A 23,453-nucleotide genomic window follows, 5' to 3' on the forward strand; every position below is an offset into this window, starting at 1 on the left:
CAAGATTCGCCGCCTGCTCCAGCCCCTCTCCTCCCCCGTGCGGGGGGATCGTCTCCCCCGCACGGGGGAGACGGCCGTGATCGTCCGGCTGCCACGATGGGGGCATGCACCGACTGCTCACAGCACCGTTCCGCCCGCTGACGTACTCGCGTTGGCTTCACCTGTGCGTCCCGATGCTGGTGGTGGCGGTCTGGATGTTCATAGCGCCGCACATCCCGTGGGTGCCGGCTCTCCTCATCGCGCCGTTCGGCCTGCTCCCGTGGGTGCGCATGGCCGAGGGCCTGCAGGCGCAGTTCCTGCTGACTCCCTACGACCGGACGTCGGACGAGAGCGCCATATCCACGTCGGCCTCGAAGCGGTGGGTCGACCGCTGGCGGACCGTGCTGTGGCTCGAGATACGGCTGGGGCTGGCGTTCGTCGCCTTGTACGCGACCTACTGCCTGCCGGTGCTCACGGTCGAGCTGCTCGCCACCGCGTGGGGCTATCCGATTGAGGGGTACCAGGAGCTGCCGTTCACACCGCCGCGCTGGGTGGCCGCGGTGCTCGTTCCGCTGCCGCTGGTCTTGCTGATCGTCACCGTGCACGTGCTGGGCGAGCTCGTGACCTCCATCGCGGCCCGGCTGCTGGGTCCGTCCGCCGCGGAGCGGCTTTCGGTCCTGGAGGAGCGCACCGAGCAGTTGCTGGAGCGCACCCGGATCGCGCGCGAGCTGCACGACACGATCGGCCACGCGCTGACGGTGGCCGTGGTGCAGGCCGGGGCAGCGCGGGCGGCCGGCGATGCGGCCTTCACGGAGCGGGCGTTGACCGCGATCGAGGAAACCGGCCGGGCGGCCCTGGAGGACCTGGAGCGGGTCCTGTCGGTGCTGCGGGATTCCGGTCCGCGTCCCTCGCAGCGGCCGACGCTGGCGGACGCGGACCGGCTGCTGGACTCCACCCGGGCCTCGGGGGCGGAGGTGCACGCCCAACTGACGGGCCCGCTGGAGACGTTGCCCCGGCCCGTCACCCAGGAGGCGTACCGGATCCTGCAGGAGGCGCTCACGAACGTGTTGAGGCACTGCGGTCCGGTCCCGGTCCGGGTGAGGGTGGAGATGACCGGCAGACGGCTGGAGTTGGAGGTGTCGAATCCGCTGCCGGCGGGCCTGGGGGCACCCGGCGGCAGCGGCAGCGGGCTGCGGGGGATGCGGGAGCGGGCCGCGCTGCTCGGCGGTGCGGCGGAGTCCGGTCCGTACAAGGGGAGATGGAGGGTGCGCGCGCGGCTTCCGCTGGAGCACATACGCTGAGGGAATGCCGGTCACCGTACTGCTCGTGGACGACGAACCCCTGGTGCGCGCGGGTCTGCGCGCCGTGCTCGATGCCCAGCCCGACATCGAGGTGGTGGGTGAGGCCGCGGACGGGGCGGCCGTGATCCCGCTGGTCCGGCAGCTGCGGCCGGACGTGGTGGCCATGGACGTGCGGATGCCGCTGCTGGACGGGATCGAAGCGACCAAGGCGGTGCTGAAGAGCATCGACGAACCGCCGAAGATCCTGGTGGTCACCACCTTCGAGAACGACGAGTACGTGTACCGGGCGCTGCGGGCGGGGGCGGACGGGTTCCTGCTGAAGCGGGCCCGGCCGTCGGAGATCGTCCACGCGGTGCGGCTGGTCGCGGAGGGGGAGACGCTGCTCTTCCCGGCAGCGGTGCGGTCGCTGGCCGCGGAGTACGGGAGCAGCGGGGCGCGGGCCCGTTTGGAGCGGGCCGCCCTGACCGAGCGGGAGGAAGCAGTGCTGCGGCTGATGGCGCGGGGGCTGACCAACGCGGAGATCGCGGCCGAGATGTTCGTGGGAGCCGAGACCGTGAAGTCCCATGTGAGCGCGGTGCTGTCGAAGCTGGGCGCGCGCGACCGCACCCAGGCGGTGATCGCGGCGTACGAGTCGGGTTTCGTCGTCCCGACCTGACCGCCCCGCACCGACCGCCCCGCGCCCGCCCCGGCCTGGTCCGGTGGGGGCCGCATCTCGCCGCCGCGGCGGGGGCGCAGTACGATCCGGCTGACAGGCTCGCCAGCTGGGAGGACAGACGTTGGGGCAGCTGACCGGCGGAGATCCCTCTCTGCTCCGGCGGATCAATTCGGCCGTGGTGCTGCGCGCGCTGCGCGCCGCGCAGTCGCCGACGCTCACCGATCTCACCCGGGTGACCGGGCTTTCCCGGCCCACCGTCGAGGGCGCCGTGGAGGGGCTGATCGGCACCGGGCTCGTCGTCGAGGCGGAGGCCGAGGAAGGGGCACGGCGCCAGGGGCGGCCCGCCCGCCGCTTCCGGTTCCGGGCCGAGGCCGGGCACCTGCTCGGCATCGAGATCGGCTCCCACCGGATCGCGGTGCTGCTGTCCGGGCTGGACGGGCGGGTGATCGGAGCCGGCACCAAGGACGTCTCGGAGACCGCGTCCGCCGACGAGCGGCTGGAGCGCGTACGGGCCGCGGTGGCCGATCTGCTGCGCCGGGCTGGCGTGCCGCGGGACTCCCTGCGGGCCGTCGGCGTCGGCAGCCCCGGGATCGTGGAGGCGGACGGCACGGTGCGCCTGGGCACGGCCCTGCCCGGCTGGACCGGGCTGCCGCTCGGGGACCGGCTGCGGCGGTCCTTCCGCTGCCCCGTCCAGGTGGAGAACGACGCCAACGCCGCGGCCCTCGCCGAGCACTGGAAGGGGGCCGCGCAGGACACCGACGACATGGTGTTCGTGATGGCCGGCCTCAGCCCGGGGGCCGGCTCGCTGATCGGCGGCCGGCTGCACCGCGGGTTCGGCGGGGCCGCCGGCGAGATCGGCGCGCTCCATCTGCTGGGCCGCGAGGCGACACCCGAGCGGCTGCTGTCGACCACCGGCGAGCCGCTGCACCCGCTCGACGAGCAGGCGGTGGCGGAGGTCTTCGCGATGGCCGCGCGGGGGGACGAGCGGGCCGTGGCCGCGGTGGAACGTTTCATCCAGCGCCTGGTGCACGACGTGGCGGCCCTGGTCCTGGCGATGGACCCGGAACTGGTGGTGGTCGGCGGCTGGGCGGCAGGCCTGGACGGCGTACTGGACCCGCTGCGCCGGGAGCTGGAGCGCTACTGCCTGCGTCCTCCGCGGGTGGCCCAGTCCCTGCTCGGCGAGGCGGCGGTGGCCACCGGGGCGCTGCGGCTGGCCCTGGACCAGGTGGAAGAGGAGCTCTTCGCCGTGGAGAAGACGGTCACCGGCCGCCGCCGCTGAACAGCGCCGCCGCACATACCGGACCGCCACGCACATCGGACCGCCGTACATGCACACCGACCGCCGTACGGGGCCGGCCCCCGGTGTACGGCCCGGGCGGCCCGGCCCCGTACGCGTACGGCCCCCTCCGGCAGGTGCCGGGCGGGGCCCCCGCTCGGGCTCGGGGCCGGCGGCTTCGGGGGTCGGCGCAGGTCAGGAGGCGGCGCGGGCCTCGTGCGCTATCTGCACGTCGCCGGAGTCGCCGAACGTGAGCCGGCAGGTGTCCGCTCGGTACGTGGCGACCGAGACGGCCGCCGTGCCCGCGGCGGTGAGGTAGCGGGTGGTGACCACCAGCACCGGGGCCCCGGGCAGGCGGTCCAGCTCCTTGGCGTCGTCGGCGCGGGCCGAGCCGAGCTCGACCGAGCGGTCCTGGCCGTCCAGGGCCAGCCGCTGGAGCTCGCGCAGCACGGCGCGGGCGCGGGCGGCCCCGGCAGGCGCGTCGATCGCGGACAGGCCGGGCACGGAGGCGGCGGGCACGTACAGCAGCTCGGCCGCGACGGCCTGGCCCTGGGTGACCCGGGTCCGGCGCACGGTGTGCACGGGCTGGTCGGCGGGGACGCCCAGCAGCTTCAGGGCGGCGGCGGGCACGGGCGCGTCGACGGTGTCGACGACCTCCCAGCCGTCGGCGGCTTCGCCGGGCCAGCTGTGCCGGGGGGTTCCGACGGCGACGCCGACCCGGGGCGGGGCGACGGTGGTGCCGACTCCGCGGCGGCGCTGCAGGCGGCCTTCCAGTTCCAGCTGTTCCAGTGCCTGGCGCAGGGTCGCGCGCGCCACTCCGAAGCGGGCGGCGAGCTCCCGCTCGTTCGGGAGGACCTCGCCCACGGCGAAGTCCTGGTCGAGCGCCTCGCTCAGAACGGTCTTCAGGTGCCAGTACTTCGGCTCCGGCACCGTTTCCAGCTGCGTGGTCCCCACCCTGACTCCTCCTGCCATCGCTGCAATCGCCGTGTTCCAGCGGCAGTTCCGCGCCTTTGTTTATTAAAGGTTCCTGCACTATCCCTGCGACCATAGGATCGGTGCGGCGCCTTGGTCAAGACCAATCCTCACCCCTTTACCGGGCACATCGGGCATACGCATCAAGCCGTTCATGCGATGTTCGCGCCGCCCAGCAGGGCAAGCCGCGCGATGGGGGGCATGCCGCTCCGCTGCCCCGACACGCGCCAGAGGCTTGTAGTCAAGGCCTACCGGACGGTAATCATGACCATAGCGATTACTGACAGCCTGTCTCACACGTGTCCACCCGACGAGGAGCAGCATGACCGCCACGGTCTCCTTCCCGATCGACTCGCCGCTGGGCCCCCGCACCGCCACCGTCGCCTACGAGCGCAAGGGCTCCGGCGAACCGCTTCTCCTGCTGCACGGCATAGGCCACCACCTCCAGGCCTGGCACCCCGTCACCGACATCCTGGCCGCCGAACACGATGTGATCGCCGTCGACCTGCCCGGCTTCGGGGTCTCGGAGCCCCTGCCCGACGGGGTTCCGTACGACCTCGGAACAGTCGCCTCCGCCCTCGGGTCGCTCTGCGCGTCCCTCGGGGCCGAACGCCCGCACGTCGTCGGCAACTCCCTCGGCGGTCTCCTCGCACTGGAGATGGGCCGCAGCACCCTGGCCCGCTCGGTCACCGCGCTCTCCCCCGCCGGCTTCTGGACCGGGGCCGAACGCCGGTACGCCTTCGCCACCCTGCGCGCGATGCGCGTCGGCGCGCTGGCCCTGCCGCTGTCCACCCTGGAGCGGCTCTCCCACAGCGCCGCCGGCCGGACGGCCCTCACCGGCACCATCTACGCGCGCCCGGCCCGCCGTTCACCCGAGGCCGTGGTCGCCGAGACCCTCGCCCTGCGCGAGGCGACCGGCTTCGAGGAGACCCTGGCGGCGGGCCGCTCCGTACGGTTCACCGAGGACGTCCCCGGACTGCCGGTCACCATCGCATGGGGCTCCCGCGACCGGCTCCTGCTGCCCCGTCAGGGCGTACGGGCCAAGCGCGTCGTCCCGGATGCCCGGCTGGTGCGGCTGCCCGGCTGCGGCCACGTCCCGATGAACGACGACCCGGCGCTGGTGGCGCGGGTGGTCCTGGACACGGTGCGTGCGGTGGCGAACACCGAGGTGGGATGACGTCCGGCGGCTGTTCATCCGGGGTTCGCGTGTGCGACGCGGGCGGGCCGGGGTGCCTCGGCACACTGGTCCGACCCTTCCCCGGCCGGCCCTGGAGACGCTCCGATGGCACCCATGCCGTACACCCGACGGTCCCTGCTCGGCGGTTCGATCGCCGTTCCGGTGGGCCTTGCCCTGTCCGGCGCGATCGGCCCGCAGGCGTTCGCCGCGTCCACCGCCACCGCCACCGCCACGGCCGGTTCCACTGCGGGTTCCGCCGGACCGGCCGGTGCGCCGGCCTTCGCCCGCTCGGGCCGCCCGAGCGCGCCGTGGGGCATCCAGTCCGGTGAGATCACCGCCCATTCGGCCACCGTCTGGACGCGCTCCGACCGCCCGGCGCGGATGTACGTCCACACCTCCCCGAGCGAGTCCTTCCGCTACGGCGTCCGCCACCACGGCGGCCCCTACCTCGGCCCCGGCACCGACTACACCGGGACCGTCACCCTGCGCGACCTGCCGCCCGGGCAGCAGATCCACTACCGCGTCGTCCTGGCCGACCCGGACGACCCGCGACGCTGCAGCCGGCCCGTGCAGGGCTCGTTCCGGACCACCCCCGTCTCGCGCCGCCGGAACGTGCGCTTCCTGTGGTCCGGCGACCTGGCCGGCCAGGGCTGGGGCATCAACCCCGACCTCGGCGGCTACCGCGTCTTCGACGAAATGCGGCTGCGCGACCCCGACTTCTTCCTCTTCAGCGGGGACACGGTCTACGCGGACGGACCGATCCAGGCCTCCGTCCCGCTGCGTGACGGCGGGATCTGGCGCAACGTCACCACCGCGGAGAAGTCGAAGGTCGCCGAGAGCCTGGACGAGTTCCGCGGAAACTTCCGCTACAACCTGCTCGACCGCAACCTGCGCGACTTCAACGCCCAGGTGCCGGTCCTCGCCCAGTGGGACGACCACGAGGTGCGCAACAACTGGTACCCCGGCCAGCTGCTGGAGGACCCCCGCTACACCGTCAGGGACGTCGACACCCTCGCCTCCCGCGCCCGCCAGGCCTTCGGCGAGTACTTCCCCGTCACCGACCTCCGCGGCGGCCGCGCCGAGGGCCGGATGTACCGGGTGATGCGGTACGGCCCGCTGCTCGACGTGTTCGTGCTCGACATGCGCACCCACCGCAACGCCAACTCCCCCGGCCGCCAGACGGACGACCCGATCGGCATCCTGGGCCCGGAGCAGCTGGCCTGGCTCAAGCGCGAGCTGTCGCGCTCCCGGGCCGCCTGGAAGGTGATCGCCTCGGACATGCCCCTCGGGATCGTCGTGCCCGACGGGGCCGCGAACTTCGAGGCGGTGGCCCAGGGCGACCCGGGCGCCCCGCTGGGCCGCGAGCTCCAGATCGCCGAACTCCTGCGCCACATCAAGCACCAGCGCATCACGGGCACCCTGTGGCTGACCGCCGACGTCCACTACACGGCCGCGAACCACTACGCCCCCGAGCGAGCCGCCTTCGTGGACTTCGCGCCGTTCTGGGAGTTCGTCTCCGGCCCCGTCGGGGCGGGCGGCTTCCCGGCGGGGAAGCTGGACCCGACCTTCGGCGCCCGCACGGAGTTCGTGCAGTCGGCCCCCTTCGCGAACATGTCGCCGTCCGAGAACCCCCCGTACTACGGGGAAGTCGAGATCGACGGCGGCTCCGGGGAACTCACCGTGCGGTTGCGGCGCCAGGGCGGCGGCGTACTCTTCACCAAGACGCTCCAGCCCGGCCGCGTGGGCCAGTAGGACAGACAGGGCAGCCGGGCGGGCAGGCGCCTCCGGGCAGGGCAGCGGGGAGCGGAAATCAGGGCGAAATCGGCCAGATGGACGCTTAACCAGGCGGTCACAGACCGTTCGTGACCACGCAACACCCCTGCGTCACAGTGGCATGCATGACTGAACGCACGCATGCCCCCGCCCACCGCTCCCACCGCCACCACCACTGGCGCCGCGACCTCGTCGAGCTGGCCGCCCTGTTCTGTGCCGTCGCGGTCGCCGACGGCATCGCCAACCTCGTCGTGCACGGCCCGAGCGGCCCCGTCCTGCTGGTCGCCTCGGCCGTGGCCCTCCTGGTGACGGCGGCGTTCCACACCTGGTGGGCTCGCCGCCACAGCCATGCGCCGCCGCCCGCGAGCACAGCCCCCTCCGATACGGAGGCCGCCGGCCCGGCCGCGGCCCCGGCGGCGAGCGCCCCCGCCGGCGGCACGACGGCGACCACGGCCTCGCTGTGGCGGATGCGGACGACCGTGCGCGACGAGCCCGGCAGCCTGGCCGCCCTGTGCACGGCGCTCGCCTCCCACGGCGTGGACATCCTGACCCTCCAGACGCACCCGCTGCCCGAGGGCGGCACCGTGGACGAGTTCCTGCTGCGCGCCCCGGAGCAGCTGCGCTCCGCCGAGCTCACCCGCGCCGTCGCCGGCTCCGGCGGCAGGGACACCTGGATCGAGCGGGCCGACGCCCACGACCTCGTCGACACCCCGACCCGGCTGCTGGGCCTGGCCACCCGCACCGCGCTGGACGCCGCCGAACTGCCGCTCGCACTGCGCCAGCTGCTCGGCCGCTGCACCATCCACTCCATTCCGGCGACCGGCCTCTCCGGCCGTCCCAACGTCGGCGCCGACGCCCCGGTCGAGGGCGTTCTCGAGGCGACCGTGATGCGGCTGCGCGACCCCTCCGGCGGTGCCCTGACCGTGGTGCGGCCCCATCTGCCGTTCACCCCGACCGAGTTCGCCCGCGCCCAGGCCCTCGTCGAGCTCGACGCCCGGCTCGGCCCGCGCATCCCGCGCAGCCAGGACGTGCTGACCCTGCCCGAGGGCAACAAGATCACCGTGCGCCGCGCCGACCGGTCCGACCTGCCCGCCGCCCGCGCGATGCACGACCGCTGCTCCGAGCGCACCCTGGGCCTGCGCTACCACGGCCCCGTCGCCGACGCGGACCGCTACCTCGACCACCTGCTGAGCCCGCGCTTCGGCCGCACACTGGCCGCGACCACCGCGTCCGGCAGGCTGGTCGCCCTCGGCCACCTGCTGTGGGACGGGGACGAGACCGAGGTCGCGCTCCTGATCGAGGACGACTGGCAGCGCCGCGGGATCGGCTCCGAGCTGCTGAGCCGGCTCGTCGCGATGGCCGTCGAGGCGGGCTGCGACAGCGTGTACGCCGTGACGCAGGCCTCCAACACCGGTATGGCCGCGGCCATGCGCGGCCTCGGCCTCCCCCTCGACTACCTGGTCGAGGAGGGCACCCTCGTGATCACCGCCCGCCTCGGCAAGGCGCCCGCCGGCACCCGGATCCCGTACGGGCTCCCGGGCGGCAGCCGGCCCGCACAGCGTCAGCAGGCCGACAGCGAACGGTGATGACGCGGACCCTCCGCGCATACGAAGATGTCCGCATGTCAGACACCCTCCGCAGCGACATCGCGTCCCGGCTGCCCCGCCGGGTCGCCGATGCCTACGTCGACGACCTCATCGCCCTCGACCCCATCACGGGCACCTACCTCGGTGTCGCGGCGAGTTCCGGCAGGCTCCCGGACTTCTCGCCGGCCGGCCGTGCGGCCGTGGCCGACCTGGCCCGCTCCACCCTCGAGCGGCTCGACGCCGCCGAGCTGCTGCCCGGCGCGGACAGCGACGTCGAGCGCCGCTGCGCCCGCCTGCTGCGGGAGCGCCTGACCGCCGAACTCGCCGTGTACGAGGCGGACGAGGACCTGCGCGCCGTCAGCAACATCCACTCCCCCGCGCACGCCGTCCGCGACGTCTTCCCGCTGACCCCGGCGGACACGGACGAGGACTGGGCCGCGATCGCCGAGCGGATGCGCGCGGTACCCGCCGCCCTGGCCGGCTACCGCGAGAGCCTCCGGGTGGGGCTCGACCGCGGCCTGTACGGCGGCCCGCGCGCCACCGCCACCTTCATCGGCCAGCTCACCACCTGGGCCGGCGAGGACGGGGAAGCGGACGGGAAAGCGGACGGCGCCGGGAACGGCGCGGGCGGCGGCTTCTTCGGCGAGTTCGCCGCCCGCGGCCCGCAGGCCCTGCGCGGCGAGCTCGAGCAGGCGGCCGGCATCGCGACCGCCGCCCTCGCCGAACTGCGCGACTGGATGCGCGCGGTGTACGCCCCTGCCGTTGCCGGTGCCCCCGACGCGGTGGGCCGCGAGCGCTACGCCCGCTGGTCGCGCTACTTCAACGGCACGGACCTGGACCTGGACCTGGCGTACGCCTACGGCTGGTCGGAATACCACCGGCTGCTCGCCGAGATGAAGACCGAGGCGGCCAGGATCCTGCCCGGCGCCGGCCCCTGGGAGGCGCTGCGGCACCTGGACGAGCACGGCACCCACATCGAGGGCGTCGACGAGGTCCAGGCCTGGCTCCAGGGCCTGATGGACGAGGCCGTCGAGAACCTGGACGGCACCCACTTCGAACTCGCCGAGCGGGTCAAGCGGGTGGAGTCCCGGATCGCCCCGGCGGGCGGCGCCGCGGCCCCGTACTACACGAGCCCCTCCGAGGACTTCTCCCGCCCGGGGCGCACCTGGCTGCCGACGATGGGCCAGACCCGCTTCCCGGTGTACGACCTGGTCTCCACCTGGTACCACGAGGGCGTTCCGGGCCACCACCTCCAGCTCGCGCAGTGGGCGCACGTCGCGGACCGGCTCTCCCGCTACCAGGCGAGCGTGGGCCTGGTCAGCGCCAACGTCGAGGGCTGGGCGCTGTACGCGGAGCGCCTGATGGACGAGCTGGGCTACCTGAAGGACGCCGAGCAGCGCCTGGGCTACCTCGACTGCCAGATGATGCGGGCCGCGCGGGTCATCGTGGACATCGGCATGCACCTGGGTCTGGAGATCCCGGCGGACTCGCCGTTCCACCCCGGTGAGCGCTGGACCGTGGACCTGGCGCAGGAGTTCTTCGCGCAGCACAACAGCCGGCCGGCGGAGTTCATAGAGAGCGAGGTGACCCGCTACCTGTCGATGCCGGGCCAGGCGATCGGCTACAAGCTGGGCGAGCGCGCCTGGCTGCTGGGCCGGGACAACGCCCGGGCCGCGCACGGCGATGCGTTCGACCTGAAGGCGTGGCACATGGCGGCGCTGTCGCAGGGATCGATGGGCCTGGACGACCTGGTGGACGAGCTGTCGAAGCTCTGACCCGGGCGCCTGCGGCCCCGGCCCCCGGTGCCGTGTACGGGCCGCCCGCTTCCCCTCGGGGAGCAGGCGGCCCGTACGGCGGTCCGCAGCGGTGTCAGCAGCCGCAGTCGTCGGAGTCGGTGGGCGCGGTCAGCGGGTCGGCCTCGGCGCGCTGCTGCCCGCCCTGCCAGGTCTCGACCTCGAAGCCCTCGCGGATCCAGTACTCGATACCGCCGAGCATCTCCTTGACCTGGAAGCCGAGCCGGGCGAGGGCGAGCGCGGAGCGGGTGGCGCCGTTGCAGCCGGGGCCCCAGCAGTACGTGACCACGGGGACGCCCTTGTCGAGGAGCTGCTCGGCCTGTTCGGGGATCAGGGCGGTGGGCAGGTGGATCGCGCCGGGGACGTGTGCCTGGTCCCAGGCGGGGGTGGAGCGGGAGTCGATCAGCTGGAAGCCGAGTGCCGTGCCCTGCTCGCGGTGGGCCTTGAAGGCGGCGGCGACATCGGACACGTCCGCGTGGAAGGCGAGGCTGGCGGCGAAGTAGGCGGCGGCCGCGCCGGGGGTGGCCGGCGGAACCCGGAGTACGGGGTTCTCGGGCACGGCGGGGACAGCAGGCGCAGCGGGGGCAGCAGGTGCAACGGAAGCGGAGGACGCGGCGGAGGCGGCGGGGTGCTGTGTCGTCGTCATGTCCCCGAATCTATGAGCCTGTTGATCACCCGGGAAGGGAGTTCCCCCCGCCTTTCCCTTGTTTCGCCGGGGATTCCCCTGCTACACCTGCCGGATGACCGAGTATTCCCCCGACGCCACTGACTGGCGCATCCTGGCCACCCTCCAAGAGGACGGCCGGGCCAGCTTCGCCGACCTCGCCCGCGCCGTCTCCATGTCGGCCAGCGCCGTCACCGAGCGGGTGCGCCGCCTGGAGGAGGCCGGCGTGATCACCGGGTACACGGCCGTGGTGAACCCGGAGAAGCTGGGCAAGTCGATCCTGGCGCTGGTGCGGCTGCGCTACCCGCACGGCAACTACAAGCCGTTCCACGATCTGCTGGAGGCGACCCCGGAGATCCTGGAGGCCCACCACGTCACGGGCGACGACTGCTTCGTGCTGAAGGTCGCCGCCCGCTCGATGGGGCACCTGGAGGAGGTCGCCGGCCGCATCTCGGGGCTCGGCGCCGTCACCACCAGCATCGTGTACTCCTCGCCGCTGCCCCGCCGCCCGCTCAGCCCGTGACGCCGGCCGTGCGGTGGCGGACGGCCGAGCCACCCCGCTGCTTGACGACCTCCAGCTGGGCCTGCACGCGGGTCCTCAGGTCCGCGACGTGGCTGACGATGCCGACGCTGCGGTCCCGCTCGCGCAGCGAGTCGAGCACGTCGAGGACCTCGTCCAGCGCCTGCTCGTCCAGGCTGCCGAAGCCCTCGTCGATGAAGAGGGTGTCCAGGCGTACGCCGCCCGCCTCGTCGGAGACCACGTCGGCCAGTCCGAGGGCGAGGGCGAGGGAGGCGAAGAAGGTCTCGCCGCCCGACAGGGTGGCGGTGTCGCGCTCGCTGCCGGTCCAGGCGTCCACCACGTGCAACCCGAGACCGGAGCGTCCGCGTCCGCTCGCCTTGGCGTCGGAGTGGACGAGGGTGTAGCGGCCGCCGGACATCCTCAGCAGCCGTACCGTCGCCGCGGCCGCCACCTGCTCCAGGCGGGCCGCCAGCACGTACGCCTCCAGCCGCATCTTGCGCTCGTTGTCGGCGGAGGTGCCCGCGGTGAGGCCGGCCAGCCGGGCCACCCGCTCGTACGCCTCGCGCAGCGGGCCGAGGGCGCGCAGCTCCTGCTCGGCCTGCCGGGAGAGCCGGTCCAGCTCCGCGCACCGCACCCGCGCCGCGTCGACGGCGGAGGAGGCGGAGCGCACCAGCGCCTCGGCCCGCTCGGCCCCGGCCGCGGCGGCGTGCGGATCGGCCGGCGGCAGGGCTGCCGCGGCCGCGGTGTCGCGCTCGCCGCGGCGGTCGGCCAGCATCGCCTCCTCGGCCTGCCAGGCGTCCAGGCGGTGCTGGAGCGCGCTGCGCTCGTGGTCGGGGAGCACGGCGGCGGCCGCCGCCTCGACGGTGTCGAAGCCGGCCTTGAAGGCGGCGTCGGCGAGCTGGCCGTCGGCCTCCTTGAGCCGGGCGGCGGCGGTCTCGGAGCGGCGCAGCGCGGTGGCGGCCCCGGTGACCATCCGGACCCGGTCCTCCAGGATCCGGGCGCGGGCCGCGATGGTGGGGGCGCCCTCGCGGAGCAGGGCCAGTTCGGCCTCCAGCGAGGCCTGCTCCCGGTCCAGGGACTCGCGCCGGGAGGCCCGGGCGGCGGCCCGGCGCTCGGCCTCCAGCCGGTCGGTGCTGCGTGCGGCGTGCTCCCGTTCGGCGCGGGCCAGCTGCTCGCGGGCGGTGTGCAGTCCGGCAGCGGCGGCGTGGGCGGCGGCGTGCCGCGAGCTGAGGTCCGAGGTCAGGGCGAGGAGGTCGGCGGTGGTGGCGTCACCTGCGGCGGCCGCGGCTCCGGCGCGGGCCTCCTGGGCGGCGGCGAGGGTGCGCCCGACGGCGGCCCGGCGCTCCTCGGCCTGCTCGTAGCGGGCATGGGCGGCGTCCTCGGCGGCCCGGTCCACGTGCCCGGGGGCGGGCCGGGCCGGGTCGGGGTGCTCGGCCGAACCGCACACCGTGCACGGCTCGCCCGCCACCAGCGCGGCGGCCAGCTCGGCGGCGATCCCGCGCAGCCGGGCCTCCTTGAGCTCCAGCCAGCGCTCCCGGGCCGCGGCCGACTCCTCGCGTACGGCGGCCAGTTCGCCCGCGGCGCGCTGCGCCTCGGCGTCCAGCGCGTCGCGCCGCCGGGCCGCGTCCAGGCGGATCCGGGCGGGCTCCAGCTTCCCGGCGAGCTGCTCGGCCAGGGTCGCGGCCTGCTGTGCGGCGTCCACACGGCCGGCGAGGGCGGCGCGGGTGTCCTCCCAGCGGGCCAGCCATTCGACGGACTCCCGCAGCTGCTCCTCGGCGTCGCGGGCCTCCCGCTCCAGGGCGGACCGCCCGCGGCCGATCTCGGCGCTGCGCTGCTCGGCCCGCCGGCCGGCGCCCAGGGCGCCGAGGTCCTCCCGCAGCCGCTGTTCGATGCCGGCCAGCTGCTCCGGTCCGGCTCCGGCCAGGGGCGGGGGCAGTTCGGCGCGGGCGGCCGACTCGGCGTCGGCGGCGGCCAGGTGGGCGGCGGAAGCCGCTCGGCGCAGTTCCAGGGCGGGGGCGACGAGGGCGGCGCGGGCGGCCCGGTCGAGGAGTTCCCGGATCCGCTGCCGTTCGGGGGCGGCTTCGGCGAGGAGGGCGGCCCGGCGGGCGGTCTCGGCGTGCCGGCGCTGGAGCCGGTCGAGTTCGCGGGCCTCCTCGGCGGCCCGCCGGGCGGCGGCGTGCCGGCCTTCGACGGCGGCCAGCGCGTACTCGGCGACCGTGAGCCGTTCCCGGGCGGCGCACCGCGCGACGGCGGCCCACGCCCGGACGGCCCCGGCCAGGCCGGGGTCGCCCGGCTGGTGGGCGGGCATGGGCCAGGCCCGCAGGTCGGCGCTGTCCCCGGCGGCCTGGGCGAGCCGCTGCGCGGTGCCGAGGACCTTCTCGTCGCCGGCCCGGACCCTGGCCTCGGCGGCCCGGCGGCGCTCGGCGAGCAGGGTTTCGACGGCGGCGAAGCGGCGGGTGTCGAAGAGGCGGCTCAGGAGGCGGCTGCGGGCCTGCTCGTCGGCGCGCAGGAAGCGGGCGAACTCGCCTTGCGGCAGCAGGACGACCTGGCAGAACTGCTCCCGGCTCATGCCGAGCAGCTGCTCGATCTCCTCGCCGATCTCCTGGTGGGAGCGGCTGAGGGCGGTCCACTGCTGCCCGTCGTACTCGCGCAGCCAACTCTGCGCCTTGTCCTTGGTGGTGCCGGTGCCGCGCTTCTTCGGCCGGTCCTGTTCGGGGCGCCGGGTGAGCTCCAGGCGCCGTCCGCCGGCGGTGAGTTCGAGGGTGACCTCGGTGGGGGTGCCGGGCGCGGCGTGGTCGCTGCGCAGGCTGGTGCCGGGGGCCTGGCGGGCGCCGGGCACGGATCCGTACAGGGCGAAGCAGACGGCGTCCAGGACGGAGGTCTTGCCCGCGCCGGTGGGTCCGTGCAGCAGGAAGATCCCGGCGGCGGACAGCGCGTCGAAGTCGATCTCCTGGGGTTCGGCGAAGGGGCCGAAGGCGGTGATCCGGAGCCGGTGCAGCCTCATCGGCGGGCCTCCTGCGCGCCGTCGGCGGCGGCGGTGCGCACGTCCTCGAAGACGGCCTGGAGCACGGCCCGTTCGGCCTCGTCGGCGCCGCCGCCGCGCACGTGGACGACGAAGTCCTCGGCGATCTCCTGGTCGCTGCGGCCGCGGAGCCGCTGGGCGTAGGTGGCGCCGCCGTCCTCCTCGCGGCCGTCGGGGTCGAAGGCGAGGCTGAGGGTGTGCGGGAAGCGGGTGGTGAGGCGGGCCATGGGGTCGTCGGGGCGCACGGGATCGGTGAGGGTGGCCTCGATCCAGGAGTCCTCGTGCGCGGTGTGCGCCGGGTCCTCGAGCAGCGCGGCGAGGGGGCCGCGCAGCCGGGCGAGGGGGCGCGGGACGGGGGTGTCGATCCGCTCGGCGGTGATCTCCCCGGCCGGGCCGAGGTCGACGAGCCACATGGTCTTGCGGTGGTCGGCCTCGGAGAAGGAGTAGGCGAGCGGGGAACCGGAGTAGCGGACCCGTTCGTTGATGGTCTGGCAGCCGTGGAGGTGGCCGAGGGCGGCGTAGTCGACCCCGTCGAAGACGGAGGCGGGTACGGCCTCGACGCCGCCGACGGCGATGTCGCGTTCGCTGTCGCTGGCCTGGCCGCCGGTGACGAAGGCGTGCGCGAGGACGACGGAGCGGGTGCCGGGGGCGCGCCCGGCGAGGTCGGCCCGGATGCGGTCCATGGCCGCGCCGAGGACGGCCTCGTGGCTGACCCCGTCGGCGCCGATCCGGTCCCTGACCAGGGACGGCTCCAGGTAGGGCAGCCCGTACAGCGCCACGTCGCCGTGTACGTCGGCCAGCACCACGGGGTCGGCGCAGCCGTCGGGATCGGTCCGGAGGTGGATCCCGGCCCGGCCGATCAGCCCGGCGCCGACGCCCAGGCGGCGGGCGGAGTCGTGGTTCCCGGAGATCATGACGGTGGGTACGCCGAGGTCGGCGAGGCGGTGCAGGGCCCGGTCGAAGAGCTCGACGGCGGGCAGCGGGGGCACGGCCCGGTCGTAGACGTCGCCGGCGACGAGGACGGCGTCGACCTCGTGCTCGCGGACGGTCGACACGAGGTGGTCGATGAAGGCGGCCTGGGCCCCGAGCAGGCTGACGCGGTGGAAGGACCGGCCGAGGTGCCAGTCGGAGGTGTGCAGGAGCCTCACTCGCCGGCCCCGCCGGCCGTCTCTGCACACATGTCCGTCCGCCCCCTGAGTCGCCGTGGCCGCCTGATGAACCCCTCTACGCTAACGCGTCGCCGGGGTGCTCAGGGCGCGTACGTCTCACCGCCGAGCGCGAGGGCGGCGGTGCCGGCCGAGGTGTCGGCGAGCCAGGCCTCGAAGCCGGGCAGGTCGGCCTCGGGCAGGGCGACCTCGATCTCGACGGCGGCCCCGTAGCGCAGGTCGACGACGGTCCGGCCGGTGGACCGCAGGTCGTTCTGGATCTTGCCGGCGCGCTGGTGGTCGACGGTGACGGTGGCCAGCCGGTAGCGGCGGCGGGTGACGGTGCCGAGCGCGTCGAGCGCTTCGCCGACGACGCCTCCGTAGGCGCGGATGAGACCGCCGGCGCCGAGCTTCACGCCGCCGTAGTAACGGGTGACGACGGCCACCGCATACCGGATGTCGCGGCGCATCAGCATCTGGAGCATGGGGACGCCGGCGGTGCCGCCGGGCTCGCCGTCGTCGCTGGCCTTCTGGACGGAGGCGTCGGCGCCGATGACGTAGGCGTAGCAGTTGTGCGTGGCGGTGGGATGCTCGCGGCGGATGCGGGCCACGAACTCCTGGGCTTCCCCCTCGGACGCGGCGGGCGCGAGCGAGCACAGGAACCGCGAGCGGTTGATCTCGGACTCGTGCACGCCCTCGCGGGCCACCGTCGCGTACTGGTCTGACTTCACCGCTCCACCCTACGGGGAATCGGACATGCGTCCTTCCTGTTGTCGAGTGCTGCGGTCCGGATCACCGGCCGCACCCGGCGGGCAGGACCCGGACGACATCAGGAGGCAGCACCCGTGTACGGCGACCCGGCAACCATCCGCAAGATCCTCACCGAGCTCGGCGACACCTGGGCCGTCGTGGGCCTGTCCAACAACCGGGACCGGGCCGCGTACGGGGTGGCGCGCGTGCTCCAGCGGTTCGGGAAGCGGGTGGTCCCCGTGCACCCGAAGGCCGAGACGGTGCACGGGGAGCAGGGGTACGCCTCGCTGGCGGAGATCCCGTTCAAGGTGGACGTGGTGGACGTGTTCGTCAACAGCTCCCTGGCGGGGCAGGTCGCGGACGAGGCGGTGGCCGCGGGCGCGGACGCCGTGTGGTTCCAGCTCGACGTGGTGGACGAGGCCGCGTTCGCCCGTACCCGCGAGGCCGGCCTGGAGATGGTCATGGACCGCTGCCCCGCCATTGAGATCCCGGCCCTGTAACCGCGCGGCCCGCCCGTCGGCGGTTGCGTACTGCTCGTCGGCGACCGGCAGGGTCAGCTCCCCGGTCGTGACGTGCGGCATCCCGTAGGTGCCGGCGGGGTGCGGGGCGGAGGCGGTGCCCCCACCCGGTTCCAGGCGGTGGCTCCACGTCTCGATGTACTCGACAATGCACCCGACCGTTCACCGCGCTGTACTGCGAGGCCCTGCATGACCTCCCTCTTCGCCCTGGCCACGGCCCTGCTGTGGGGCCTCGCGGACTTCGGCGGCGGGCTGCTGACCCGCCGGCTGCCCGCCCTGACCGTGGTCGTGGCCTCGCAGGTGCTCGCCGTCCTCGCGCTCGGCTCGGTGGTACTGGCCACCGGTGCCTGGCGGGAGGCCGGGCTGCAGCTGTGGTTCGCGGTCACCGCAGGGCTGGTCGGGCCCGTCGCCATGTTCAGCTTCTACAAGGCGCTGGCGCTCGGCCCGATGGGAGTGGTCTCGCCGCTGGGCTCGCTCGGGGTGGTCGTACCCGTCGGGGTCGGGCTGGCGATGGGCGAGCAGCCCGGGCACGGCCAGGTGACCGGGATCGCGATCGCCGTCGTGGGCATCGTCCTCGCGGGCGGTCCCGAGCTGCGCGGCGCGCCCGTGCAGCGCCAGACCGTGGTACTGACCCTGACGGCCGCCTTCGGCTTCGGCGCGGTGATGGCGCTGATCTCGGAGGCCTCCGACTCGGTGGCCGGGCTCTTCCTCGCCCTGTTCGTGCAGCGCGTGACCAACGTGGTCGCGGGCGGCGGCGTCCTGTGGGTGCGGAGCCGGCGCGGCACCCCCGCCCTGCCCGAGGGCGCCGGTCTGCGGACCGTGTGGCGGCTGCTGCCCGCGCTGGCCCTCGTCGGGCTCGCCGACGTCGCGGCGAACGGCACCTACTCCGTCGCCGCCCAGAACGGCCCGGTCACCGTGGCCGCCGTGCTCTCCTCGCTCTACCCGGTGATCACCGCGTTCGCCGCCTTCGCCGTGCTCCGCGAACGGCTGCGCGCGGTCCAGGCGGCCGGTGCCGGGCTGACTCTCGCCGGAACGGTTCTGCTGGCGGCCGGCTAGCACCCCGGTCGGTCAGCCGGACCGGCCGGCCGTGGTCGCGTCGGCCGTCCGCTGCTGCTCCGCACCGGCCGTGTCCTCCTGTGCCTCCGCCGCGCACTGCTCCGCGTCGGCCGCGCACTGCTCCGCTTCCGCGAGCTCCGCCAGGGCCCGGAGCTGCTCGGAGGTCATCCCGTCCGGGATCGGCACCGGGGCCGGCGTGCGCAGCGGCGGCTGCCAGCCCGTCTGCTGGCTCCACCGGCGCACGATGCGCGCCGGGGCCCCGGCCACCACGGCGTGGTCGGGCACCTCGCCGCGGACCACGGACCCCGCGGCCACCACCACGTTGCGGCCGAGCCGCGCCCCCGGGAGGATCACCGCGCCCGTGCCGAGCCAGCAGCCGGGGCCTATCTCCACCGGTTCGCTGCGCGGCCACTGCCGGCCGATCGGCTCGTGCGGGTCGTCGTAGCTGTGGTTGGTGGACGTGATGTACACCCCGGGCCCGCAGAAGGTGTCGTTGCCGATGCTGATGGGGGCGTCGGCAATGACATGGCTGTCCCGGCCGAGCACCACGCCGTTGCCGATGACCAGCACGGGCTCGGTGCCGAGGTCGAGGCCCGGCAGCATCCCGGCCGTCAGGGTGACCTGCTCCGCGATGATGCAGCACTCGCCGAGGTGGATCCACGGCTCGCCGAAGACGGTGCCCTGCGGGAAGGCGAGCCGGGTGCCCTCCCCGATCGCGCCGAAGCGGAGCCCGCCCGTGGTCCGGGCGGTGACCGCGCCGGCCTGCTGCATCCACCGCCAGACGCCGTGGGCGATGCGGCCCGCGACGCGGCGGCGCAGGGCGGTCAGGGATGAGAACGTGTTCTGGTTCTTCGGCACCGGGCCACGGTAACGCGCGGATGCCCCGACCGTGCCGTGATCTTCACCCCATCGCCGGCCCGCGCGCGGCGTGCCCTACGGTGCCGGTAGCGCGACACGTCAGGCACACCGGGCACACCAGGCCCGGCGGACACAGGACTGAGGAAGAGGAACATGACGGAACACGCGGACCTCGGCACGGCCGGCCGGGCACTCGTCGCGGGCGTGGGCGGCAAGAGCCCGCAGATCGACCCCACCGCCTTCACGGCGCCCACCTCCGTGGTGGTCGGCAACGTCAGCCTCGCGCCCGGCGCCAGCATCTGGTATTCGGCGGTGCTGCGCGCCGACTGCGGGCCGATCGTGCTCGGCGCCGACAGCAACGTGCAGGACAACTGCACCCTGCACGTGGACCCCGGGTTCCCGGTCTCCGTCGGCGAGCGCGTCTCCATCGGCCACAACGCCGTGGTGCACGGCTGCACCGTCGAGGACGACTGCCTGATCGGCATGGGCGCGACCGTCCTCAACGGCGCGGTGATCGGCGCCGGCTCGCTGGTGGCCGCGCAGGCGCTGGTGCCGCAGGGCATGGTGGTCCCGCCCGGCTCGCTGGTCGCCGGTGTGCCCGCCAAGGTGCGGCGCCCGCTGACCGAGGAGGAGCGCGAGGGCATCAAGGCCAACGCCGCGATGTACGTGGAGCTGGCCGAGCAGCACCGCGCCGCGCTCACCCCGGGCGCGTAGCCCGCGCCGAATCGGGCCGGGCCGAGCCGGGCCGGAGACCGGAGCCGGCCCGGCCCCGGCGCTCAGTGCTCGGCGGGCACCGGCTCGGCGGCGGGCTCGCCTGCGGCCGCCTTCTTCATCCGGCTGCGCATCACCAGCATCACCGTGACGCCGATCACCACGGCCAGCACCAGGGCCACCCAGGAGAAGCCCTTCAGCCACGGCTCGGCGACGATCCCGATGGAGTAGATGACGGCCGTCGTGCCGCCCGCCCAGAGGATCCCGCCGAAGACGTTCGCGATGAGGAACTTCCAGTACGGCATGTGCAGCACGCCCGCCAGCGGCCCGGCGAAGATCCGCAGCAGCGCCACGAACCGCCCGAAGAAGACGGCCCACATGCCCCACCGCTCGAAGGCGCGCTCCGCCTGGGCCACCTGGGCCGGCCCGAAGTGCTTGGGGAAGCGCCGGCCCAGCCGCTCCAGCAGCGGCTTCCCGCCCCGGCGGCCGATCGCGTAGCCGATCGAGTCGCCGACGATCGCCCCGGTGGTCGCGCAGATCCCCAGGACCACGGGGTCGATCTCCCCGTGCTGGGAGGCCAGCAGCGCCGAGCTGACCAGGACGATCTCCCCCGGCAGCGGGATGCCGAGGCTCTCCAGCCCGATGACCAGGCCCACCAGGAGATAGATGCTGACCGCCGGAATCTGCTCCAGCCATTCCTGGATGTGCACTGGTGCGTCCTCCCGATTCGTCCCGCTTCCCGACGCGTCCCGCGTGACACGTCGAACGGGCAGCCTATCTGTTCTCGGCGTCGGCCTTGACGACAGCCTCGGCGCGCAGCTGCAGGTCCCGGGAGGAGCGGCCCGCGAACACCTCGCGCCGGCCGCTCCCCAGCACCCACGCGTGCCGCTCCGGGTCCCACGAGGACAGCGCCCGCGCGTCGACGTCGACGGTGACCCGCCGGGACTCGCCCGCTGCGAGGGTGAGCCGCCGGTAGCCGGCCAGCGCGCGCACCGGCTGGTCGAGGTTCAGCTCCGCGGAGGGGCCCACGTACACCTGGGCCACCTCGGTCCCGCGGCGGCGGCCGGTGTTGCGGACGGTGAACTCCGCGCGCAGCCCGCCCCGCTCCGGCCGCACGACCAGGTCCCGGTACTCCCAGGCCGTGTACGAGAGGCCGTGCCCGAAGACGAACAGCGGCTCCACGCGCTGCGCGTCGTACCAGCGGTGGCCGGCGTGGACGCCCTCGGAGTACTCCTGCCGGCCGCCCTCCCCGGGGTAGCGCAGCGGGTCCCCGCCGACCGGGGTCTGCTTCTCGTCGGCCGGGAAGGTCTGCGTGAGCCGCCCGCCCGGGTCCGTGTCCCCGAAGAGGACGGCCGCCGTGGCCGCGGCCCCCTCCTGTCCCGGGTAGTACATCTGGATGACGGCTCCGGTGCGGGAGAGCCAGGGCATGGTCGTGGCGGAGGGGGTGTTGAGCACCACCGCCGTGCGGGGGTTGGCCTCGGCGACGGCCTCGATCAGCCGGGCCTGGCCGCCGGGCAGCCCCAGCGAGGTGCGGTCGCCGCCCTCGCCGGCGTCCTCACAGGCGAAGAGGACCACGCTGTGGGCGGCCTTCGCCGCCTTCACCGCCTCGGCGACGTCGGCGGCCCGGGTCGCTGACGTCGTGTGGCGCAGCCGGAACCGCCCGCCCGTGTCCCCGCCCTCTGCGAAGACGGCGAGGCGGTGGGCGCCCGCCCTGAGGGCGAGGGTGCGGCGGCGGACGCTGAGCCCGTCGGGGGCGGAGCCGAGCAGTCCGCCGGCGGAGGGCTCTGCCGCGCCCTGCCGGGCGGGGAACAGCTCCTCGCCGTCGAGGCGTACGCTCGGCCGCTTGCCGGAGTAGTGGACGAGTAGCGTCCACTCGTCGTCCTCGGCGAGGGTGAACTCCCCCTCGTGGCTCCAGGTCCGCCCGGCGGGCACGGTCCGTCCGTCCAGGCCCGCGGCCGGGACCAGCAGGTTCGCCGGCAGCGGCCGGCCGTACAGGTCCTCGCCGAGGGCGTGGCGCACGGTGGCACCGCTCCCGGCGCGGCGCCTGATCGCGGTGAGCGGGGCGGCGGCCCCGTCGGGGACCACGTGCGCGCTGCCGCCGCCGCTGACGAAGGGCACCTGCGCGGTGGGGCCGATCACGGCGATGGAGCGGGCGGCGGCGCCGGCCAGCGGCAGGGTGGCGCGCTCGTTCCGGAGCAGCACCGCGCCGGCCGTGGCGACCCGGCGGGCGGTCCGGGCCCCGGCGACGGGGTCGCGGGCGGGCCGGGCCGGGCGTTTGGCGTCGAGCAGACCGAACCGGTCCATGGTGGTCAGGATCCGGCGTACGGCCTGGTCGACGGCGTCCTCGGGGACGGTCCCGCCGCGCACCGCCTCCCGGAGCGGGGAGCCGAAGTGCGTGCCGCCGGGCAGCTCCATGTCGAGGCCGGCGCCGAGGGCGGCGACGGTGCTGTGTGCGGCGTCCGGGGCGGACATCACCCAGCCGTCGAACCCCCAGCGTCCGCGCAGCAGTTCGTCGAGGAGCGGCCGGTTCTCGCTGGCGCGGGTGCCGTTGACCTTGTGGTGCGCGCTCATCACGGCGCCCGCTCCGGCCGTGACGGCCGCTTCGAAGCCGCGCAGTTCCGTTTCGTGGAGGGTGCGTTCGCCGGCGATGACGTCCACCGTGTCGCGGCCCTGCTCCTGGTTGCCGGGGGCGAAGTGCTTGACGGCGGCGACGGCGCCCTCGTCCTGGATGCCGCGGACGACCTCCGCGACCAGGTCCGCCGTCAGCCGCGGGTCCTCGGAGAAGGCCTCGAAGTTCCGGCCGGCGTACGGGGTGCGGATCAGGTTGGCCAAGGGCGCGAGCAGGACGTCCTGGCCGAGGGCCCGGGCCTCCCGGCCGAGGGCCCTGCCGTACTCGCGGGCCAGCGCCGGATCGAAGGCGGAGGCCAGCATGACCGGTGCGGGCAGTGCGGTGGCGTGGCGGGCGACCCGTACGCCGGCGGGCCCGTCGGCGAGCCGCAGCGGGGGGATGCCGAGGCGCGGTACGCCGGGGAGGTAGCCGGCCTGGCCGAGCGGGGCCGGGTCCCGGCCGCCGTGCAGGAGGACGGTCTTCTCCTCCAGGGTGAGCCGGTCGAGCAGGGCGTCGATGCGGGCGGCGCTGGCGGGCCGGGCGGGGCCTCCGGCCGGGGAGGCCGCGGCGGACGGGCCGGATGCGGCGGGCGAACCGGTGCGGGGGATGCCGCCGGGCGGTATCGCGGGAGTGCAGCCGGCCGCACCGAGGGCCGCGCCCACCGCTCCGATCAGCCGCAGCGCGGAACGTCTGGACACGGCCTCGCTCATGGCGCTCCCTGCGGCTCCGGTCGGCGGGAGCGGCCCGCGCCGGACCGCTCCCGGCGCCCACTGTGCCGCCGTGCGGGCGCCCGGGTCCCGGGGGCGCGCCACCGGGGCGCGCAGGTTCAGCCCTGCGGCGGCTGCTCGACGGTGTCGGCGGTGCACCGGGCGCCGGGCGCCGTGCTGCAACTGCTCCCGTGCCTCGGTACGCGGCTGCCGCGGGCGCGGGCGTCGTCGCGGCGTCCGCACGGGTTCCGGCCGGGCGGGAGCGTCCTGAAACGCGGGTGGGGGGGGGGGGGGGGGGGGGGGGGGGGGGAGGGGGGGGGGGGGGGGGGGGGGGGGGGGGGGGGGGGGGGGGGGGGGGGGCGGTAGAGACTATAGGGGGAGG

At 75.0% G+C, this 23,453-nt stretch carries 19 protein-coding genes; 11 read left to right on the top strand and 8 right to left on the bottom strand.

Going from position 1 to position 23,453, the window contains the following annotated elements:
• Window positions 1-104: 104 nt before the first annotated feature.
• From AC068A_RS32685 to AC068A_RS32695, 3 genes are all read left to right on the top strand, one after another.
• Window positions 105-1,280: a sensor histidine kinase gene (locus tag AC068A_RS32685; RefSeq protein WP_478589895.1), complete on the top strand. Its 1,176-nt coding sequence runs from the start codon at window positions 105-107 to the stop codon at window positions 1,278-1,280.
• Window positions 1,281-1,284: 4 nt separating this feature from the next.
• Entirely contained in the window at window positions 1,285-1,935 is a 651-nt protein-coding gene (locus tag AC068A_RS32690; protein ID WP_478589896.1) for a response regulator transcription factor, read from the top strand.
• 121 nt (window positions 1,936-2,056) lie between these two features.
• Complete coding sequence (locus AC068A_RS32695; protein ID WP_478589897.1) at window positions 2,057-3,214, top strand: ROK family transcriptional regulator; 1,158 nt, start codon at window positions 2,057-2,059, stop codon at window positions 3,212-3,214.
• A 192-nt stretch (window positions 3,215-3,406) separates the two neighbouring features.
• On the opposite strand, the gene AC068A_RS32700 is transcribed toward AC068A_RS32695, so the two are convergent.
• Window positions 3,407-4,165: a GntR family transcriptional regulator gene (locus AC068A_RS32700; RefSeq protein WP_478589898.1), complete on the bottom strand. Its 759-nt coding sequence runs from the start codon at window positions 4,163-4,165 to the stop codon at window positions 3,407-3,409.
• A 340-nt stretch (window positions 4,166-4,505) separates the two neighbouring features.
• On the opposite strand from AC068A_RS32700, the gene AC068A_RS32705 reads away from it, so the two are divergent.
• From AC068A_RS32705 to AC068A_RS32720, 4 genes are all read left to right on the top strand, one after another.
• Window positions 4,506-5,360 carry an alpha/beta fold hydrolase gene (locus tag AC068A_RS32705; RefSeq protein ID WP_478589899.1) on the top strand — a complete coding sequence of 285 codons (855 nt, stop codon included), beginning with the start codon at window positions 4,506-4,508 and terminating at the stop codon, window positions 5,358-5,360.
• A 114-nt stretch (window positions 5,361-5,474) separates the two neighbouring features.
• Window positions 5,475-7,112, top strand: coding sequence for an alkaline phosphatase D family protein (locus AC068A_RS32710; RefSeq protein WP_478589900.1), 1,638 nt, complete (start codon window positions 5,475-5,477; stop codon window positions 7,110-7,112).
• Window positions 7,113-7,258: 146 nt separating this feature from the next.
• Window positions 7,259-8,719: a GNAT family N-acetyltransferase gene (locus AC068A_RS32715; RefSeq protein WP_478589901.1), complete on the top strand. Its 1,461-nt coding sequence runs from the start codon at window positions 7,259-7,261 to the stop codon at window positions 8,717-8,719.
• Between the two features lie 35 nt (window positions 8,720-8,754).
• Window positions 8,755-10,494 (top strand): DUF885 domain-containing protein, encoded by a 1,740-nt coding sequence (locus tag AC068A_RS32720; RefSeq protein ID WP_478589902.1) that lies wholly within the window; start codon window positions 8,755-8,757, stop codon window positions 10,492-10,494.
• 94 nt (window positions 10,495-10,588) lie between these two features.
• Here the strand turns inward: AC068A_RS32720 and AC068A_RS32725 are convergent, their stop codons facing one another.
• Window positions 10,589-11,158: a rhodanese-like domain-containing protein gene (locus AC068A_RS32725; RefSeq protein ID WP_478589903.1), complete on the bottom strand. Its 570-nt coding sequence runs from the start codon at window positions 11,156-11,158 to the stop codon at window positions 10,589-10,591.
• A 94-nt stretch (window positions 11,159-11,252) separates the two neighbouring features.
• Between AC068A_RS32725 and AC068A_RS32730 the strand changes: the two genes are divergently transcribed.
• Window positions 11,253-11,699, top strand: coding sequence for an Lrp/AsnC family transcriptional regulator (locus tag AC068A_RS32730; protein ID WP_478589904.1), 447 nt, complete (start codon window positions 11,253-11,255; stop codon window positions 11,697-11,699).
• Here the strand turns inward: AC068A_RS32730 and AC068A_RS32735 are convergent.
• From AC068A_RS32735 to AC068A_RS32745, 3 genes are all read right to left on the bottom strand, one after another.
• Window positions 11,689-14,700 carry an AAA family ATPase gene (locus AC068A_RS32735; protein WP_478589905.1) on the bottom strand — a complete coding sequence of 1,004 codons (3,012 nt, stop codon included), beginning with the start codon at window positions 14,698-14,700 and terminating at the stop codon, window positions 11,689-11,691. The two genes, AC068A_RS32730 and AC068A_RS32735, sit on opposite strands and share 11 nt — an antisense overlap.
• Entirely contained in the window at window positions 14,697-15,866 is a 1,170-nt protein-coding gene (locus tag AC068A_RS32740) for an exonuclease SbcCD subunit D (protein ID WP_478589906.1), read from the bottom strand. Before AC068A_RS32740 ends, AC068A_RS32735 begins: the two co-directional genes overlap by 4 nt.
• A gap of 101 nt (window positions 15,867-15,967) precedes the next feature.
• On the bottom strand, window positions 15,968-16,594 hold the full coding sequence (locus AC068A_RS32745) for a YigZ family protein (RefSeq protein ID WP_478589907.1): 627 nt from the start codon (window positions 16,592-16,594) through the stop codon (window positions 15,968-15,970).
• A gap of 114 nt (window positions 16,595-16,708) precedes the next feature.
• On the opposite strand from AC068A_RS32745, the gene AC068A_RS32750 reads away from it, so the two are divergent.
• Entirely contained in the window at window positions 16,709-17,113 is a 405-nt protein-coding gene (locus AC068A_RS32750) for a CoA-binding protein (protein WP_478589908.1), read from the top strand.
• Between the two features lie 207 nt (window positions 17,114-17,320).
• Entirely contained in the window at window positions 17,321-18,187 is an 867-nt protein-coding gene (locus AC068A_RS32755) for an EamA family transporter (protein ID WP_478589909.1), read from the top strand.
• A gap of 12 nt (window positions 18,188-18,199) precedes the next feature.
• On the opposite strand, the gene AC068A_RS32760 is transcribed toward AC068A_RS32755, so the two are convergent.
• Complete coding sequence (locus AC068A_RS32760) at window positions 18,200-19,045, bottom strand: acyltransferase (RefSeq protein ID WP_478589910.1); 846 nt, start codon at window positions 19,043-19,045, stop codon at window positions 18,200-18,202.
• Window positions 19,046-19,198: 153 nt separating this feature from the next.
• Between AC068A_RS32760 and AC068A_RS32765 the strand changes: the two genes are divergently transcribed.
• Entirely contained in the window at window positions 19,199-19,759 is a 561-nt protein-coding gene (locus AC068A_RS32765) for a gamma carbonic anhydrase family protein (RefSeq protein WP_478589911.1), read from the top strand.
• Between the two features lie 62 nt (window positions 19,760-19,821).
• Here AC068A_RS32765 and AC068A_RS32770 read toward each other — a convergent pair whose 3' ends face one another.
• Both AC068A_RS32770 and AC068A_RS32775 read right to left on the bottom strand, forming a co-directional pair.
• A complete protein-coding gene (locus AC068A_RS32770) occupies window positions 19,822-20,466 on the bottom strand; it encodes a DedA family protein (RefSeq protein WP_478589912.1) in 645 nt (214 codons plus the stop codon).
• Between the two features lie 64 nt (window positions 20,467-20,530).
• Window positions 20,531-23,062 (bottom strand): beta-glucosidase, encoded by a 2,532-nt coding sequence (locus AC068A_RS32775; protein ID WP_478589913.1) that lies wholly within the window; start codon window positions 23,060-23,062, stop codon window positions 20,531-20,533.
• Window positions 23,063-23,453: the final 391 nt, after the last annotated feature.

The sequence above is a fragment of the Streptomyces sp. NPDC043854 genome, assembly GCF_056436005.1.